Origin of the sequence: Herbiconiux sp. L3-i23 (assembly GCF_023734115.1) — a bacterium.
Classification (GTDB): Bacteria; Actinomycetota; Actinomycetes; order Actinomycetales; family Microbacteriaceae; genus Naasia.
The window spans coordinates 1910390-1927492 of the sequence record NZ_AP025737.1 but is presented as its reverse complement, the minus strand read 5'-3'; the positions used below and the strand labels follow the sequence as shown (position 1 = coordinate 1927492).

The window sequence follows — 17103 nt, the reverse complement described above, 5'->3', positions numbered from 1 at the left end:
CAGGAGTTTGTGCACAGATCAGGAGCATCGGGCGATCCGCTCCTGATCCGTGTGCGACTTGCCCACTTTCCGGCCGGATCTCCTGATCCGTGTACTCGACCGCGGGCGGACTCAGTCGCTGATGTCGGCGAGGGTGGCGTCGAACGCGGCGACGAGCGCGTCGGCGTCGACGAAGAGGCTCGAGCCGTGCTCGCCCGCCCCCATCGCGATGCGGCGACCCGCGATGCGGGAGTCGGCGTACACCGGCCACGCCGTCGTGCTGCCGAGCGGGGTGATGGTGCCGCGCTCGTACCCGGTGGCCTCGAGCGCCTGACCCGCGTCGGGCAGCTGCAGCTTGTTGACGCCGACGACGGCGCGCAGCTTCGCCCACGCGATCTGCCGGTCGCCGGGGACGAGCGCGAACAGGTAGGTGCCGTCCTTACGCTTGACGACGAGCGACTTCACGATGTCCGCGGGGGAGATGCCGAGCAGTCCGGCCGCCTCCTCGAGGGATCCCGCCGCGGGGCGCTCGATGATCTCGACGGTCAGGCCGCGCTCGGCCGCATCGGCGAGGACTCGTTCACGTGACATGGCTCGATCCTCGCATCCGGGGCCGGCCGTCGCGTCGGACGCGGCTCACGGCTGCAGCAGCGAGCCGCGCGCGAGGCGGTCCTCCTCGCCCAGCAGTGCTGTGGGGACGAGCGCGGTGGGGGAGAAGAGCGACTCGATCGGCGAGACGCTGCGAGCCGTGACGTCGGGATCGGCGCGGCGAGCGTCGTCGCCGGGGCCGACGCATCCGGCGAGCAGCAGGATCGACAGGGCGCCGACGACGAAGCCGGTGGCGCGGGGACGGGGTGAGGGAGCGGGTGTCGTGGTCATGCCGCGACTCTTCCTGCGGCGCGTCCCGGGCGGGCAGAGCGCGCCGTCCCGCCGCCGGTCCCGACTCTTCGGGACAGCCGACGCGGGCCCTCGCTGCAGAACCTGGGAGAATCGATGCCATGTCGATCGCTTCCGCCACGCTGGCCTCGCCCGCGCCGGCCCTCGAGATCGGGCCGCTGCGGCTCGACACTCCGGTCGTGCTGGCGCCCATGGCCGGCATCACGAACACCGCCTTCCGTCGCCTGTGCCGCGAATTCGGGGCGGGTCTGTACGTGAGCGAGATGATCACGAGCCGCGCCCTCGTCGAACGCACGCCCGAGACGATGCGGCTCATCACCCATCACGAGTCCGAGACTCCGCGCAGCATCCAGCTCTACGGAGTCGACCCGGCGACCGTCGCCGAGGCCGTCCGAATCCTCGTCGACGAGGACCGCGCCGACCACATCGACCTCAACTTCGGCTGCCCGGTGCCCAAGGTCACCCGCAAGGGCGGCGGCGCCGCGCTGCCGTGGAAGCTCGACCTGTTCCGCGACATCGTCGAAGGCGCGGTGAAGTCCGCCCGGCACGTGCCGCTCACCGTGAAGATGCGCAAGGGCATCGACGAGGACCACCTCACCTACCTCGAGGCGGGCCGCATCGCCGAGGGCGCCGGAGTGGCGAGCATGGCCCTGCACGCCCGCACCGCGTCGGAGTTCTACTCGGGGCATGCCGACTGGTCGGCCATCGCGAAGCTCAAGCAGACCATCACGAGCGTCCCCGTGCTCGGCAACGGCGACATCTGGTCGGGAGCCGACGCGGTGCGCATGGTCGAGGAGACCGGATGCGACGGAGTGGTCGTCGGCCGCGGTTGCCTCGGTCGGCCCTGGCTGTTCGCCGACCTCGCGGCCGCATTCGCGGGCGACGACACCCTCGTCACCCCGACGCTCGGCGAGGTCGCCGCCGCCTTCCGCCGTCACGCGGAGCTGCTCGTGGAGTTCTTCGGCAGCGAGGAGCGCGGCTGCCGCGACATCCGCAAGCACGTCGCCTGGTACTTCAAGGGCTACCCGGTCGGTGGTGAGACCCGCGCCGCGCTCGCGACCAGCGACAGCCTGCAGCGCATCGACGACCTCCTCGGCGAACTCGACCCCGACATCCCGTATCCGGGCGACGCCGCCGAGGGGCAGCGCGGACGCGCGGGCACGCCTAAGCGTCCCGTGCTGCCCGAGGGGTGGCTCGAGAGTCGCGAGCTGGGCGCCGTGGCGCGCGGTGAGGTCGCCGGAGCAGAGCTCGAGAACAGCGGTGGTTGATCCGATGCTGTCGGGCGTCGGATACGACGAGCGCGACAGCGAACGCTGGCTGCCCGAAGAACACTCGAGCCGGCGCAGCGACTTCGCCCGCGACCGCGCGCGCCTGCTGCACAGCAGCGCGCTGCGGCGCCTCGCCGCGAAGACGCAGGTGCTGAGCCCGACCGCGGGCCTCGATTTCGCCCGCAACCGGCTCACCCACTCGCTCGAGGTCGCGCAGGTCGGGCGCGAGATCGGCGCGAACCTCGGACTCGACCCCGACGTCGTCGACACCGCCTGCCTCGCGCACGATCTCGGACATCCGCCGTTCGGACACAACGGCGAGAAGGCCCTCTCCGACTGGGCGGAGGACATCGGCGGGTTCGAGGGCAACGCGCAGTCGCTGCGCCTGCTGACCCGCCTCGAGCCGAAGACCTTCGGGCCCGACGGCCGTCCGTACGGTCTCAATCTCACCCGCGCGAGCCTCGACGCGAGCTGCAAGTACCCGTGGTCGGCCGTACAGTCGGTCGCCGACCCGAGCGGTCGGGCGAAGTTCGGCTTCTACGCCGACGACATCGACGCGTTCGAGTGGCTGCGCCGGGACGCGCCGACGGGCGTCCGCTGCGTCGAAGCGCAGGTCATGGATCTCTCCGACGACATCGCCTACTCGGTGCACGACTTCGAGGACGCGGTGACGGGCGGTTACATCGACGTCGCCTCCCTCGGCGATGTCGCCGGCCAGGACGACCTGGTGACCGCGATGCACGCCTGGGTCGGCGGCGAGTTCGACCACGCCGAACTGGTCGCCGCGTTCGACCGGCTCGCAGCGCTGCCGTTCTGGATCTCGACCTGGGACGCATCCCGCCGCGACCAGGGGCGTCTCAAGAACCTGACCAGCCAGCTGATCGGCCGGTTCGCGGGCAGCGCGACCCGGGCGACGCGCGAGGCGTACCCGTGGGAGCAGCTCGCCCGTTTCGGCGCGAGCGTCGTCGTGCCGCGCGACATCGGGGCGGAGATCGCCGTGCTGAAGGGCATCGTCGCCGCGTTCGTCATGACGAGCAGCAGCCGCGAGCCGGTCTACCAGCAGCAGCGCGCCATCCTGCGGGAGCTCGCCGATGTCCTCGCCGAGCGGCCCGACGAGATGGACCCGTCCTTCCGAGCGGACCACCGTGACGCCGTCGACGACATCGCCCGCGGGCGCGCGGTCGTCGATCAGGTGGCGAGCCTCACCGACCAGTCGGCCATCGCATGGCACGAACGCCTCGTCGGCTGACCGCTGCCGCCTCCTCGCCCTCGTTCGGGGACGTCGCAGGGGAGTTCATCCTGCTCGCCGGCGGGGGACGGGCGCTGCTGCTGCAGCTCGCGGCGCCGGGCGTCGCGCGCGGGGTGGCCGAACACAGCGGGTTCGCCTCCGACCCGACGCGTCGCCTCGTGGGCACGACTGATTACCTGTACACGCTGGCGTTCGGCAGCGAGGAGGAGATCAGGGCGGCCGCGCGCGCCGTCGGGCGGGCGCATCGCGGGGTCCGCTCCGAAACGACGCCGCACGCGTACGACGCTCGCGACCCCGCCCTGCAGCTGTGGGTGGCGGCGACGCTCTACGACACGACCGTCATGATGTACGAGCTGGCGTGGGGGCCTCTTCCGCCGGAGGCTGCGGATGAGGTGTACCGACGCAGCGCCCGCATCGGCACGGCGCTCGGCATGCCGTCGGAGCTCTGGCCCGCGGATCGCGCGGCGTTCGACGCCTACTGGAACGAGCAGGTTGCAACGCTCGAGGTGACGCCGGTCGCGCGGCACGTCGCCCGACAGTTGCTGCGTCCCGATCACGGTCCGGCGTGGATGCGTCCGTTGCTGCCGCTCGCGCGGGTCGTGACGGCGGGACTGCTGCCGCCGCGATTGCGGGCGTCGTACGGGATCCGGTGGACGCCGTCGCTGCAGCGCGACTTCGAGCGCCGACTGCGCTTCCTCCTGGCGTTCTACCGCGTGCTGCCGCGCGCGGTACGCCGGGTCCCGAGCGCGAGATCCCGTCGGGGCCGCGCCACTCTCGCCTGGCCCGGCACCCACGCCTGATCGCCCCGCGCTTCCCGGCGTGCTGCTGACCGAATCAAGGAGAAAGCACCCCCGAGTCACACGTTCATGCCGATCGGGGCAGGTCGAGCGCCAGGATTTCCTTGCTTCGGTCAGCCGATGCTCGTGTATGGCTGACCAAATGCAGGAGATTCTGGTGCCGCGGGCTCGAAAACAGCTCTAGAGGGCGGTGCAGCGCCAAAATCTCCTGCATTTGGTCAGCAGCTCAGCATCCAGGCCGATGCAACTGACCGAATCAAGGAGAAAGCGCCCCCGAGTCACACGTTCATGCGGATCGGGGCGGGTCGAAGGGCGAGATCTCCTTGATTTGGTCAGCTGCTGCCGGTGTGGCTGACCAAGTGCAGGAGATTTTCGCGCCGAGGGGGCGAAAACGGGGCTGAGACGGGGTCCGGCGTCGATTTCTCCTGCATTTGGTCAGACACCCCGTGAGAGGGGCGTCGTTGAAGGCCGCTAGCGGCGGCCCGGCTCGGGTGTCGCAGCGGGAATTTAGAATCGTGGCGTGGCGGGTCGTATCCGGAAGAGTGACATCGATGAGGTGAGGACCCGCACCAACATCGCCGACATCGTCGGCGACCACGTCGCGCTGAAGCCCGCCGGAGTCGGGTCGCTCAAGGGTCTCTGCCCCTTCCACGACGAGCGCAGCCCCAGCTTCCACGTCCGACCCGCCGTCGGCCGCTACCACTGCTTCGGCTGCGGTGAGGACGGCGACGTCTACACCTTCCTGCAGAAGCTCGACCACGCCACCTTCGCCGAAGCCGTCGAGCGTCTCGCCGGCCGCATCGGCTACACGCTGCACTACGAGGACGGCGGCCCTGCCGCGTCCGAGAGCGGCAACCGCGCGCGACTTCTCGCCGCGAACCGAGCGGCGGGGGAGTTCTTCGTCGAACGCCTCGCGAGCCCCGACGCGGATGCGGGTCGCCGGTTCCTCGGCGAGCGCGGCTTTGACCGCGCCGCCGCCGCCCACTTCGGCGTCGGCTTCGCACCGAAGAGTTGGGACGAGCTCACCAAGCACCTGCGCGGACGCGGCTTCACGAACGAGGAGCTCTCGGCCGCAGGCCTGGTCTCGAGCGGCGACCGCGGACCCTACGACCGCTTCCGCGGCCGGGTCGTCTGGCCCATCCGCGACCTCACCGGCGAGACCGTCGGCTTCGGCGCGCGGCGCCTGTTCGACGACGACAAGGGCCCCAAATACCTCAACACCCCCGAGACGCCGATCTACCACAAGTCGCAGGTGCTCTACGGGCTCGACCTCGCCAAACGCGACATGTCCCGCGCACGGCAGGTCGTCGTCGTCGAGGGCTACACCGACGTGATGGCCTGCCACCTCGCGGGCATCACCACCGCGGTCGCGACCTGCGGCACCTCGTTCGGCGTCGAGCACATCAAGATCATCCGCCGCGTCCTCGGCGACGACAGCGGGCTCGGCGAGGTCGTCTTCACCTTCGACCCCGACGCCGCAGGGCAGAAGGCGGCGGTGCGCGCCTTCGCCGAGGAGCAGCGGTTCGCCGCCCAGACCTATGTCGCCACCGGACCGGAGGGTCTCGACCCGTGCGACCTCCGCCTCGCCCGGGGCGACGAGGCCGTGCGCGGCATGATCGACTCGAAGAAGCCGATGTTCGAGTTCATGATCAAGCAGCAGCTCGCCGCCCACGACCTCGACACGGTCGAGGGTCGCGTCGGCGCCCTGCGTGCGGCCGCGCCGATCGTCGCCGGCATCCGCGACCCATCGCTGCGTCCCGGCTACTCACGCGAATTGGCGCGGTGGCTCGGCATGGAGCTCGGCGAGGTGTCGCGCGCGGTCAGCAGCGCGGCGTCGCGGCCCGCCCCGGTCGAACGCGACGAGGCACCGCCCCGACTGTCCGGTGGCGAGCCCGCCGCCGAGCCGGCGCCGCGCCCGCAGGGGCCGACGCTCGCGCAGCTTCCGACCGACGCGAGCACGCGTCTCGAGCGCGACGCGCTGATGGGGATGATCCAGCACCCCGCCCTCGTCGGCGACGCGCTGCTCGAACGCGCCACCAAGACCGGGTTCGGTAACCGCGCCCTCGCCGCCGTGCGCGACGCCGTGGGCGCGAACATCGCCACCGCGTCATCGCCCGAGTGGCTCGACACCCTCGCCGATGCGGTGCCGGAAGTCCTCGTGGGGCTCGCCCGCGAGCTCAGCATCGCCCCGCTGCCGCAGACCCGCGGTGAGGAGCTGCTGCGGGTCTACGTGCGGGACCTCGCCTCGAGGCTCGTCGACCGCGACCTGCAGCGCCGCAAGCGCGACCTCCTCGCGCAGCTCCAGCGCACCGGCTCGGGGGAGGACCCCGAGCGCTATCGCGCGGTGCAGCAGTCGCTCGTCGAACTCGAAGCCGAACGGCGCTCGCTCAGCCAGCTCTAGAACAGCCGGCTCTGACGGCGCCCGCGCGTCGACGATGTCTCATCGGAGTAACGAAAACCGCTCCGAGGAAAGCGATCGAGAGCACCTGTGTTAGACCTGGGATAACCGGAACGCGCGGGATCTCCATGGTCTTGCGCGTTCGTCTATGCAATCTCGAATGAAGAGAGGAAGACGGATATGGCATCCGCATTCTCGAAGGGCCGTCGCAGCAGGCGCGCCCTGATCGCCGTCGCCGGACTCGGCGCCAGCGCGATCGTCCTCGCCGGCTGCGCGTCGGGTGGAGACACCGGCGGCGACGGCGGCGGCGACGGTGGCACGGTCACCATCGGCACCACCGACAAGGTGACCGTCCTCGACCCGGCCGGCTCGTACGACAACGGCTCGTTCGCCGTCATGAACCAGGTCTTCCCCTTCCTTCTCAACACCCCGTACGGCAGCCCCGACGTCGAGCCCGACATCGCGGAGTCGGCCGAGTTCACCTCGCCGACCGAGTACACGGTGACGCTCAAGGAGGGCCTGACCTTCGCGAACGGCAACGAGCTGACCTCGTCGGATGTGAAGTTCACCTTCGATCGCCAGGTCGCCATCGCCGACGAGAACGGCCCGTCCAGCCTGCTCGCGAACCTCGACTCGGTCGAGGCGCCCGACGACCTCACCGTCGTGTTCACGCTGAAGAGCGAGAACGACCAGACCTTCCCGCAGATCCTCTCGAGCCCCGCCGGCCCGATCGTGGATGAGGACGTCTTCTCGGCCACCGAGCTCACCTCCGACGAGGACATCGTCGAGGGTCACGCGTTCGCCGGTCAGTACGACATCGCGAGCTACGACTTCAACAACCTGATCTCGTACACGCGCTTCGACGACTACCAGGGCGTCCTCGGCGCGGCCGAGAACGAGACGGTCAACGTCAAGTACTACGCCGAGTCGTCGAACCTCAAGCTCGACGTGCAGGAGGGCAACATCGACGTGGCGTTCCGGAGCCTCTCCGCGACCGACGTCGAAGACCTCTCCGGCAACGACGACGTCAAGGTGTGGGACGGCCCCGGTGGAGAGATCCGCTACATCGTCTTCAACTTCGACACGCAGCCCTTCGGGGCGACGACCGCGGAGGCCGACCCGGCCAAGGCTCTCGCCGTGCGTCAGGCGGTCGCCGACCTGATCGACCGCGAGGCTCTCGCGGAGCAGATCTACAAGGGCACCTACACCCCGCTCTACTCCTTCGTCCCCGCCGGTCTGACCGGTGCGACCGAGGCGCTGAAGCCGCTCTACGGCGACGGCGAGGGCGGCGCGGACGCCGAGAAGGCGGCGGCGACCCTGTCCGCGGCGGGCGTCAGCACCCCGGTCGAGCTGAACCTCCAGTACAGCAACGACCACTACGGCCCCTCGTCGGCCGACGAGTACGCGCTGATCAAGGACCAGCTCGAGTCGACCGGCCTGTTCACCGTGAACCTGCAGACCACCGAGTGGGTGCAGTACTCGAAGGACCGCACCTCCGACGTGTACCCGGCCTACCAGCTGGGCTGGTTCCCGGACTACTCCGACGCCGACAACTACCTGTCGCCGTTCTTCATCAAGGAGAACTTCCTCGGCAACCACTTCGACGACGCCGAGGTCCAGGGCCTCATCGCCCAGCAGGTCAGCACCACCGACCCCGCCGAGCGTCAGGCGCTGATCGAGGAGATCCAGGACAAGGTCGCGGCGCAGCTCTCGACCGTCCCGTACCTCCAGGGTGCGCAGGTCGCGGTGTCCGGAACCGACGTCGACGGCGTTACGCTCGACGCGTCGTTCAAGTTCCGTTACGCGCCGATCACCAAGGGCTGATCCGATAAGGAATCGGCCCTGACGGCTCCGGGCGGCCCGCCTCATCTTCGAGGCGGGCCGCTCGTCGCGCCGTCCATCCTTTTCTTCCGAAGGGCGACATGACTGTCACCGCACCACCAGAGACCGCCGGGGCTCCCGCTCCCGCGGCTCGCAGCCGTAAGCAGGGAGGCGGGCTCGGACGCTACCTGCTGATCCGGTTCCTGCTGATCTTCCCGACCATCTTCATCCTGGTGACGATGGTGTTCCTCCTGATGAGGACCACGGGCGACCCGATCACCGCCGCTCTCGGCGGTCGGCTGCCCGCCGACCAGTTGGCGGAGCGCATCGCCGAGGCCGGATACGACCGTCCGCTGATCGTGCAGTACTTCGAGTACCTCGGCCAGATCGCGACTTTCGACTTCGGCACGACGATCAGCGACAACCGTCCGGTGACCGAGGTCCTGATCACCTACGGCGGCGCCACCCTCGAGCTGGCCTTCTACGCCCTCATCGTCGCGTTCATCGTCGGCATCCCGCTCGGGATGCTCGCCGCCTACCTGCGCGACAAGTGGGGCGACGCGGTCCTGCGCATCTTCGCGATCCTCTGCTACGCGACCCCGGTGTTCTTCGCGGGGCTTCTGCTGAAGCTCATCTTCGCGGTGCAGCTGAAGTGGCTGCCTGTCGCCGGTCGCGCGTCGACCGGAGCGGAACTGCAGATGCAGGTGCTTCCCGGCAAGACGGGCATCTACCTGATCGACTCGCTCCGCACCGGCGACCCCGACGTCATCGGCGACGTCCTCGCCCACGCGGTGCTGCCGGGTCTCGCGCTCGGCCTCCTGACGGCGGGAGTCTTCCTCCGCCTCGTGCGCACGAACGTGATCGGCACCTTCGGCACCGACTACGTCGACGCGGCCCGTTCGCGCGGCGTCGGCGAACTGCGACTGGTCCGCAAGCACGCCTACAAGCCGGCGCTCATCCCGATCATCACCGTCATCGGCCTGCAGATCGCGCTGCTCCTCGGCGGCGCGGTGCTGACCGAGACGACCTTCGAGTGGAAGGGGCTCGGCTTCCAGCTCGCCGAGTACCTGCAGGCGCGCGACTTCGTGGCCGTGCAGGGCATCGTTGCGCTGCTCGCCGTGATCGTCGCGCTCACCAACTTCATCGTCGACGTCATCGCCGCACTGGTCGACCCGAGAGTGAGGTACTGACGTGACGACCCCCACCGCGGCTCCCCGCCGCAGTCTCCTCGGCCGCCTCCCGGTCGTGCACCAGCTCCGACAGAGCGTCGGGCTGCAGCGCGGCATGCTCGTGGCCGGTCTCATCATCACCGCGGTGTTCGTGCTGCTCGCGATCTTCGCCCCGCTGATCGCGCCCTACGGCTACGCCCAGCTCCGCGACGACGACGGCGCGTTCGGCGCACAGCAGCCGCCGTCGGCCGCGCACTGGTTCGGTACCACCGTCGGCGGCTACGACGTGCTCTCACGGGTGATCTGGGGAACGCAGACCGCGCTCCTCGTGATCGTCATCGCCGTCATCCTGTCGATCTTCCTCGGCGTCTTCCTCGGCCTCGTCTCCGGCTACATCGGCGGCTGGCTCGACCGCGTGCTCGTCGTGATCGCCGACGCCGTGTACGCGTTCCCGTCGCTGCTGCTCGCCATCGTCGTCGCCATCGTCATCTCGGGCGGCCAGTCGAACCAGATCGCGGGCGTGCTCGCCGCCGCGATCTCGATCACCGTCATCTTCATCCCGCAGTACTTCCGCGTCATCCGCGCGGAGACCGTGCGGATCAAGGCGGAGGCGTTCGTCGAGTCCGCTCGGGTAATCGGCGCGAGCACCCCGCGCGTGATGTTCCGTCACGTGCTACGCAACGCGACCAGGACTCTGCCGCTGATCTTCACGCTCAACTCGTCGGAGGCGATCCTGACCCTCGCGGGGCTCGGCTTCCTCGGCTTCGGCATCGAGCCGAGCTCGGCCGCCGAATGGGGCTACGACCTCAACAAGGCGCTGTCGGATGTCACGAGCGGAATCTGGTGGACGGCGCTCTACCCGGGCCTCGCCATCGTGTTCGTCGTGCTCGGCATCACCCTCGTCGGTGAGAGCCTCAACGACCTCGCCGACCCGCGCCTGCGCGGTCGTCGCGCGGTCGGGGCCGCGTCGGGCACCGTCGCGCAGACCTCGGTCGTCGCCGGCGGCGTGATCGACGCGCCAGGCGGGGTGGACGGGCTCGAGAGCCCCGGAGAGGGAGGTGGCGACCGATGAGCGTCGTCGACATCAAGGATCTGTCCGTCTCGTTCTCGACCGACGCCGGAGCGGTGAAGGCCGTCGACGGTGTCAGCCTGTCCGTCGAGCGAGGCGAAGTGCTCGCCATCGTCGGCGAGAGCGGCAGCGGCAAGACGGTGACGGCCAAGAGCATCCTCGGTCTGCTGCCCGAGACCGCCACGTCGCAGGGCGTTCTGCTGCTGTCGAGCACGCGCGGCGGCGCCGCCACCGATGTGGTGGCGGTCGACAAGAAGCAATTGCGGGAAGTGCGCGGCACCGACGTCGCGATGGTCTTCCAGGAGCCGTCGACGGCTCTGAACCCGGTCTACCCGGTCGGCTGGCAGATCGCCGAGGGCCTGCGCGCGCACGGCAAGATCAGCCGCGCCGAGGCGAAGGCCAAGGCGGTCGACATCCTCCGCAAGGTCGGAATCCCCGACCCTGAGACGCGGGTGAACTACTACCCGCACCAGTTCTCGGGAGGGCAGAAGCAGCGCGTCGTCATCGCGATGGCGCTGGTGCTGAACCCCGGCCTGATCGTCGCGGACGAGCCGACCACGGCGCTCGATGTGACCGTGCAGGCCGAGATCCTCGACCTGCTCCGCCGTGTCCGCGACGAGTTCGGCACCTCGATCGTGCTGATCACCCACAACATGGGCGTCGTCGCCGACCTCGCCGACCGCGTCGCCGTCATGTACCAGGGCGAGCTCGTCGAGCAGGCCGACGTCCGCACCCTGTTCGCCTCGCCGCAGGCCCAGTACACGAAGGACCTCCTCGCCGCGGTGCCCTACGTCGGTCAGGGGACGGCCGCAGCCGCGGAACGTGCCGCGGCCCGCGTCGGCAGCACCGGAGCGCCGCTCGTGAAGGCGGATGGTCTCGTCATCGAGTACCCGGGCCGTCTCGGCCGCGCCGGCTTCCGTGCGGTGAACGGCGTCTCGTTCGAGATCGGCGCCGGCGAGGTGCTCGGCCTCGTCGGTGAGAGCGGCTCGGGCAAGACGACCATGGGACGCGCCATCGCCGGCCTCACCGCCGCGACCGGCGGATCGCTGAACGTGCTCGGCACCGAGATGGTCGGAGTCCGCGAGAAGGACTTCCGGCGGCACCGCGTCGACATCGGGTTCGTCTTCCAGGACCCCGCGTCGAGCTTCAACCCGCTGCTCACCATCGCCGACTGCGTGGCCGAGCCGCTCATCGTGCACGGACGCGCGAAGTCGACCGGCGACGCCCGAAAGCGCGTCGACGAGCTGCTCGAGGCCGTCCAGCTGCCGAAGAGCTACGGCGACCGGTACCCGCACGAGCTCTCGGGCGGTCAGCGGCAGCGGGCGAGCCTCGCCCGTGCGCTGGCCCTCGACCCGAAGCTGCTGATCGCCGATGAGCCGACCTCGGCGCTCGACGTGTCGGTGCAGGCGCGCGTGCTCACCCTGTTCCGGGAACTGCAGCAGGAGCTCGGCTTCGCGGCGCTGTTCATCAGCCACGACCTCGCGGTCGTCGACATCCTGGCCGACCGGATCGCGGTGCTCTACCGCGGCGATCTGGTCGAGCAGGGCACCGGCGCCGAGGTGCTCGGGGCGCCGCAGCACCCCTACACGCAGCGCCTGCTGGCGTCGCTCCCGGTGCCCGACCCGGTCGCTCAGGCGTCGCGGCGCGACGAGTTGCGCAGGATCCGGGCCGCCGAGGCGTGATCCGCCTGCAGACGGCGCCGTCGCTTCGAGTCCGCTGGGGCAGGGACCACGGGGCGCCGCGGGAGGAGAAGATGAGATCGTGTCGCTGAACCGCAACCCCGTCGTGATCGACGACGTGACGATCGAGTACCCGCCCGCGCGGGGTAACGGACGCTTTCGCGCCGTCGAGGGCGTGTCGTTCACCGTCGCCCCGGGCGAGCTCGTCGGCCTCGTCGGCGAGACCGGCTCGGGCAAGAGCACCCTCGCGAAGACCCTCGCCGGCTACGTCGGCAAGGGTGCGGGGGAGGGCGCCACCGAGATCGTCGGCGGCGGGATGCACGTGCTCGGGCACGACCTCCGGCGCCTCCGACCGCGGGAACGCGCCCGGCTGCAGCTCGAGGTCGGCTACCTGCCGCAGAACGCCGGGCGCTCGCTCGTGCCCGGCTCGACCGTCGCCGAGAACGTGGCCTCGCCGGTGCTCGAACGCGACCGCCGCTTCGACCGGCGCGAGCTCGGACGTCTCGTCGCCGAGCTCATCGACGCGGTGCAGCTGCCGCTCGGGCTCATGAACGTCTACCCCCACGAGCTGTCGGGTGGTCAGCGCCAGCGGGTCGCGATCGCGCGCTCGCTCATCCTCGAACCGACCGTGTGGATCGCCGACGAGCCGACCGGCGGGGTCGACGTCACCGTGCGCGGTCCCGTGCTCGACACGCTCCTCGAGCTCCAGAGCGACCGCGAGTTCTCGGCGATCATCATCAGCCACGACGCGGCGATCACCTCGCGGGTGACCGATCGGATCGCCGTGCTGCAAAAGGGGCAGCTGATCGGCCTCGGACGCCTCGAAGAGGTGCTCACCGATCCTCAGCACCCGTACCTGCGCGGTCTCGCGCACGAGTACGAGGTGACCACGGGCCCGATCCACCTGCCGCCCGCCGCCGGCATCTGACCTCGTCGCCGATGCGCGCCGGACCGGTGCGCGACAGAATGGGACGAGCTGTTCCGTTGCGCCTGCCGACGAGGTGCGCAGCCCCACTCGACGAGGAGTTCGATGACCGAGTCACGGTTCACCCACACGGCCGTCCAAGGCGCCGACGCCGCACGCCAGCCCGAGCGCAGGCCCGAGGTCGGATCGATCGCGCTGCTGCCGGAAGCGGGGGCGAAGCAGGTCTACCGTGACGCCATCGAGGGCGCGGGCGGCCGGCTGGCGGCTCTCGACGACTCCACCCGGGCGATCGTCTGGCTCTCGAACAGCGACCCCGCGGGGCTGCTCACCGCGCTCGAGGCGAACCCGCAGATCCAGTGGGTGCAGCTTCCGTGGGCGGGCGTCGACGCGTTCGCCGAGGCGCTGCGCGACCACGACCGGGATGACCTGGTCTGGACGAGCGCGAAGGGCGCGTACGCGCAGCCGGTCGCCGAGCACGCCTTCGCCCTCGTCCTCGCGACGCTGCGGGAGCTCGGCGTGCGAGCCCGCGCCGGCTCGTGGGGCGGCAAGGCGGGCGAGTCGCTCTACGGACGCGAGGTCGTCGTGGTCGGGGCAGGCGGCATCGCCATCGAGTTGATCCGACTCATGGAGCCCTTCGACGTGCGGGTCACGGTCGTGCGCAAGTCCGAGAGCCCGGTGGCCGGTGCGTACCGCACGGTCACCGCCGACCGCCTCGACGAGGTCCTGCCCGCCGCGGATGTCGTCGTGCTCGCCGCCGCCTCCACCGCCGAGACGAAGCGGCTGATCGGCGCCGAACGCCTGGCCATGCTGAAGCCGACTGCCGTACTCGTCAACATCGCCCGCGGAGCCCTTGTAGACACCGACGCGCTGCTCGACGCGCTGCGATCGGGGGCGCTCTACGGCGCGGGCGTCGACGTCACCGACCCCGAACCGCTTCCCGACGGCCACCCGCTCTGGGACGAGCCGCGCGCCATCATCACCCCGCACTCGGCGGACACCCCCGACATGATCACGCCGCTGCTCGCCGAGCGCATCAGGCTCAACGTCGACGCCTACGTGAACCACGGCGATTTCGTCGGAGTCGTCGACCCCAAGGGCGGCTACTGACGTGGGGCCCTCCAGGTGACCGAGCGCACGGTCTGGGTGGGGGCGTACACCACGCTCAGCGAGACGCCCTCCGCCGGGATCACCGCGATGACGCGGCTCGCCGACGGCGGCCTCGAGGTCGTCGGCACCGCGGTGGAGGCTCCGGACCCGTCGTATCTGCTGCGCGACCCGCGTCGCCGCGACATCGTCTACGCGGTCGACGAAGGCGGCCGCGGCGTCCAGTCGTTCCGACGCACGAGCGAGCATCGGCTCGAGCCGATCGGCTGGGTGGCGACGAACGGCGACTACCCGTGCCACCTCGGCTTCCGTGAGAGCAGGGCGGGTGCGTTCCTCGACGTGTCCTGCTACGGCGACGGCGGTGTCGTCGTCCACCCTGTCGATGACGACGGCCGAATCGGCGAACCCGTCCAGACCCTGGCGGGAACGGGATCCGGCCCGCACGCCGAGCAGGACGGCCCGCACGCGCACTCGACTCTGCGGGTCGACGGCCTCGTGCTGAGCGCCGACCTCGGCAGCGACGACGTCCACGTGCACGAGGTCCGCTCCGACGGGATGCTCGACCGCGTCGACTCCCTGCGGCTTCCCGCCGGAACGGGACCGCGCGACCTCATCCGGCATCCGTCCGGTGCGGTGTGGGTGCTGGGGGAGCACGGGAAGACCGTCACGGTGCTCGTCCCGATCGCACGCGGGTTCCGTCTCGGCGAGACGGTACCGCTGGCCCCGCACGCCCAGCTCGGGGATGTGGCCGCCGATCAGGCCGCCGCGCTGAGCGTCTCGGCCGACGGGACCCGGGCGTTCGCTGGGCTGCGCGGCAGCAACCGGATCGCGGTTCTCGCCGCCGACCTCGACGACGCGTCCCCGCATCCGGTCGGCACCTTCGACGCCGCGGTCGAGTGGCCGCGTCACCATCTGCTCGAGGTGGACATCGTGCACGTGGCGGGCGAGCGCAGCAACACCGTGGTCAGTCTGCGGCTCGATCCGTTGACCGACGGGGCGGCCTTGATCGGCGCGCCCGTGCCCGTCGCGGCGCCGACTTTCCTGCTGCCCGCATGAGTCGATCGGCCCTGTGCGCATCGATGGACAACGGAGGCCCTCGCAGTGCGCTAAGCTAGTCGTCGCTGTTCCAGCATTCCTCGATAGCTCAATTGGCAGAGCAGCCGGCTGTTAACCGGCAGGTTCTTGGTTCGAGTCCAAGTCGGGGAGCGAAAGCCCAGAGACTCCACTCTCTGGGCTTTTTCCTTTGCCGCCGCGCCACGTTCCGTCAGTGCACTGCGTCGAGCTCGAGCCGGAACGCGAGGCCGAGCCGGCTGCCCCATGAACGGGCCTCCTCCTCGCCGCCGTCCGCGAGAGTCAGACCGTGCGACGGCATGATGAAGCTCGCGGGCGGAGTCAGTTGCTCCCACCCGTGCGAGATCAGCGACCGCGCGATGCGCCGTGCAGACGACGCGCCGAAGAGGGGTGCCAGGTCGGCGCGCGTCTCGAACGCCGCGAATCGCGGGTGCACGAGGTCGGGCACGCGGTCGAGCCACTCACGCACTCCCGGCCGCGAGGTGTCGGCCTCGAGATCGACGCGGTTGGCGGGAGATTGCGACCATCGTCGCGCCTCCGCTCGGCTGCGGGGCGTCGGCAGACCGTGCGTGTGGGTGGGAGCCCCGACGACGACCAGCCCGACTTCACGCAGGTCCGTGGCGGCGCAGTCGTCGACCGCCATGGCGAGCGCGGCGACGTCCTCGTCGACGAGTCCCGCCGTGACCTCCTCGGCGATGCGGCGAGTGTTGCCGAACCACGACTCGTAGAGCACGAGAGCGTTGACGGCCATGACCCGTCCCTTCTTCCGCGAGCGATGCGCTCAGCAAGCACGGTGCTCGGAAGTCCGGCGTCGAGAAAGGGGACTTCGCCCCCTTTTTCAGGTTGCGGTGAGGGTGGGGTGCGCCTGAGGAGCGCGCCGACGGTGGGCGAAGTCGCGGGCCCGCGAGCTCGACAGCGCGGTGAGGATCAGGATGTCGAGCGACAGCGACACCAGGTTCGTCGCCAGTGAGATCTCCTGGCCGTCCTGGAAATGCGCGACGGCCGACACGGCGATGCTGCCCACCGCGCCGAGCATCACGACGATGCGGGCGATGTCACTGCCGAACAGCACGAGCAGCCCCAAGCCGCCCTGGTAGACGAGGAAGACGATCGCGACCGCGAGGTAGAGGGTGGATTCGGCCTCGATCTCCGAGTCGCTCAGCGACCGCGCGTTGTCGTCGATGAGCAGCACGTCGCCGAGGCCCGACCAGCCGAGCACCGCCCCCACGTAGACGACGAGAGGGGTGACGGCACGCAGCATCACGACGACGGCGCCGAAGACGGTGGGGGAGGGGCGAAGGACGCGCTTCTCGGGCGCACCCGCCCGCCGCCGCTTCGGGGCTGGGACGGGGACGGCCGTCTCGTTCACCGCGGTGGCGTCCACGGTGACCGCGCGGAGGTCGACGACCGGCAGGTCGCCGTCGGTCTCGATGGCGTCGCCGCCGCCGTTGCGCGCGTGGTAGCCGGTCGCGAAGTCCTCGAGCATGGTGACCGAGACGGCGGGGGCGCTCGAGGTGAGCGTGCTGAGGATGTGGTCGCGTTCGGCGTCGGTGTCCGGCGCGATCTTGTGGGTGATCTGCAGGGTGAAGAGCGAGAAGCCCACCGAGCGGTCGTAGGTGCCGGCCGCGAGCCACTCGGCACGGGCCCCCCGCCGGGGAGGCGCCACCCGTCGGGGCA

General features: G+C 70.3%; 15 protein-coding genes and 1 tRNA gene. 12 read left to right on the top strand and 4 right to left on the bottom strand.

Features of this window, described 5'->3' with window-relative positions; all coding sequences use genetic code 11:
- Positions 1-111: 111 nt before the first annotated feature.
- Together NGH83_RS09100 and NGH83_RS09095 are read right to left on the bottom strand one after the other, a co-directional pair.
- On the bottom strand, positions 112-570 hold the full coding sequence (locus NGH83_RS09100; RefSeq protein ID WP_251855941.1) for an aminoacyl-tRNA deacylase: 459 nt from the start codon (positions 568-570) through the stop codon (positions 112-114).
- Between the two features lie 45 nt (positions 571-615).
- Complete coding sequence (locus NGH83_RS09095; RefSeq protein ID WP_251855940.1) at positions 616-858, bottom strand: hypothetical protein; 243 nt, start codon at positions 856-858, stop codon at positions 616-618.
- Positions 859-977: 119 nt separating this feature from the next.
- Here NGH83_RS09095 and dusB point away from each other — a divergent pair, with 119 nt between their 5' ends.
- From dusB to NGH83_RS09035, 12 genes are all read left to right on the top strand, one after another.
- On the top strand, positions 978-2144 hold the full coding sequence (gene dusB / locus NGH83_RS09090) for a tRNA dihydrouridine synthase DusB (RefSeq protein ID WP_251855939.1): 1167 nt from the start codon (positions 978-980) through the stop codon (positions 2142-2144).
- Between the two features lie 4 nt (positions 2145-2148).
- Positions 2149-3393 carry a deoxyguanosinetriphosphate triphosphohydrolase gene (locus NGH83_RS09085; protein WP_251858498.1) on the top strand — a complete coding sequence of 415 codons (1245 nt, stop codon included), beginning with the start codon at positions 2149-2151 and terminating at the stop codon, positions 3391-3393.
- Positions 3369-4193 carry an oxygenase MpaB family protein gene (locus tag NGH83_RS09080; protein WP_251855938.1) on the top strand — a complete coding sequence of 275 codons (825 nt, stop codon included), beginning with the start codon at positions 3369-3371 and terminating at the stop codon, positions 4191-4193. The genes NGH83_RS09085 and NGH83_RS09080 overlap by 25 nt, the downstream gene beginning before the upstream one ends.
- Positions 4194-4710: 517 nt before the next feature.
- Positions 4711-6591 (top strand): DNA primase, encoded by a 1881-nt coding sequence (gene dnaG / locus NGH83_RS09075; protein WP_251855937.1) that lies wholly within the window; start codon positions 4711-4713, stop codon positions 6589-6591.
- A gap of 177 nt (positions 6592-6768) precedes the next feature.
- Positions 6769-8412, top strand: coding sequence for an ABC transporter substrate-binding protein (locus NGH83_RS09070; RefSeq protein ID WP_251855936.1), 1644 nt, complete (start codon positions 6769-6771; stop codon positions 8410-8412).
- Between the two features lie 98 nt (positions 8413-8510).
- Positions 8511-9599 carry an ABC transporter permease gene (locus NGH83_RS09065; protein ID WP_251855935.1) on the top strand — a complete coding sequence of 363 codons (1089 nt, stop codon included), beginning with the start codon at positions 8511-8513 and terminating at the stop codon, positions 9597-9599.
- Between the two features lie 94 nt (positions 9600-9693).
- Complete coding sequence (locus tag NGH83_RS09060; RefSeq protein WP_371872798.1) at positions 9694-10650, top strand: ABC transporter permease; 957 nt, start codon at positions 9694-9696, stop codon at positions 10648-10650.
- Entirely contained in the window at positions 10647-12329 is a 1683-nt protein-coding gene (locus NGH83_RS09055; protein WP_251855933.1) for an ABC transporter ATP-binding protein, read from the top strand. The genes NGH83_RS09060 and NGH83_RS09055 overlap by 4 nt, the downstream gene beginning before the upstream one ends.
- Before the next feature lie 79 nt (positions 12330-12408).
- Positions 12409-13254 carry an ATP-binding cassette domain-containing protein gene (locus tag NGH83_RS09050; protein ID WP_251855932.1) on the top strand — a complete coding sequence of 282 codons (846 nt, stop codon included), beginning with the start codon at positions 12409-12411 and terminating at the stop codon, positions 13252-13254.
- A 102-nt stretch (positions 13255-13356) separates the two neighbouring features.
- On the top strand, positions 13357-14358 hold the full coding sequence (locus NGH83_RS09045) for a D-isomer specific 2-hydroxyacid dehydrogenase family protein (protein ID WP_251855931.1): 1002 nt from the start codon (positions 13357-13359) through the stop codon (positions 14356-14358).
- A 15-nt stretch (positions 14359-14373) separates the two neighbouring features.
- On the top strand, positions 14374-15411 hold the full coding sequence (locus NGH83_RS09040; RefSeq protein WP_251855930.1) for a beta-propeller fold lactonase family protein: 1038 nt from the start codon (positions 14374-14376) through the stop codon (positions 15409-15411).
- Between the two features lie 77 nt (positions 15412-15488).
- Positions 15489-15561 (top strand) — tRNA-Asn (locus NGH83_RS09035).
- Positions 15562-15619: 58 nt separating this feature from the next.
- Here NGH83_RS09035 and NGH83_RS09030 read toward each other — a convergent pair.
- Both NGH83_RS09030 and NGH83_RS09025 read right to left on the bottom strand, forming a co-directional pair.
- Positions 15620-16177, bottom strand: coding sequence for a flavodoxin domain-containing protein (locus tag NGH83_RS09030; protein WP_251855929.1), 558 nt, complete (start codon positions 16175-16177; stop codon positions 15620-15622).
- Between the two features lie 87 nt (positions 16178-16264).
- The gene (locus NGH83_RS09025; protein WP_251855928.1) at positions 16265-17092 is read right to left on the bottom strand and encodes an LssY C-terminal domain-containing protein; all 828 of its coding nucleotides are present in this window, start codon (positions 17090-17092) and stop codon (positions 16265-16267) included.
- Between the last annotated feature and the right edge of the window lie 11 nt (positions 17093-17103).

Coding starts and splice junctions, on each gene's coding strand:
- NGH83_RS09065 (WP_251855935.1), top strand. CDS start 8,511: ATGACTGTCACCGCACCACCAGAGACCGCCGGGGCTCCCGCTCCCGCG.
- NGH83_RS09045 (WP_251855931.1), top strand. CDS start 13,357: ATGACCGAGTCACGGTTCACCCACACGGCCGTCCAAGGCGCCGACGCC.
- NGH83_RS09070 (WP_251855936.1), top strand. CDS start 6,769: ATGGCATCCGCATTCTCGAAGGGCCGTCGCAGCAGGCGCGCCCTGATC.
- dusB (WP_251855939.1), top strand. CDS start 978: ATGTCGATCGCTTCCGCCACGCTGGCCTCGCCCGCGCCGGCCCTCGAG.
- NGH83_RS09100 (WP_251855941.1), bottom strand. CDS start 570: ATGTCACGTGAACGAGTCCTCGCCGATGCGGCCGAGCGCGGCCTGACC.
- NGH83_RS09030 (WP_251855929.1), bottom strand. CDS start 16,177: ATGGCCGTCAACGCTCTCGTGCTCTACGAGTCGTGGTTCGGCAACACT.
- NGH83_RS09095 (WP_251855940.1), bottom strand. CDS start 858: ATGACCACGACACCCGCTCCCTCACCCCGTCCCCGCGCCACCGGCTTC.
- NGH83_RS09080 (WP_251855938.1), top strand. CDS start 3,369: ATGGCACGAACGCCTCGTCGGCTGACCGCTGCCGCCTCCTCGCCCTCG.
- NGH83_RS09060 (WP_371872798.1), top strand. CDS start 9,694: ATGCTCGTGGCCGGTCTCATCATCACCGCGGTGTTCGTGCTGCTCGCG.
- NGH83_RS09085 (WP_251858498.1), top strand. CDS start 2,149: ATGCTGTCGGGCGTCGGATACGACGAGCGCGACAGCGAACGCTGGCTG.
- NGH83_RS09055 (WP_251855933.1), top strand. CDS start 10,647: ATGAGCGTCGTCGACATCAAGGATCTGTCCGTCTCGTTCTCGACCGAC.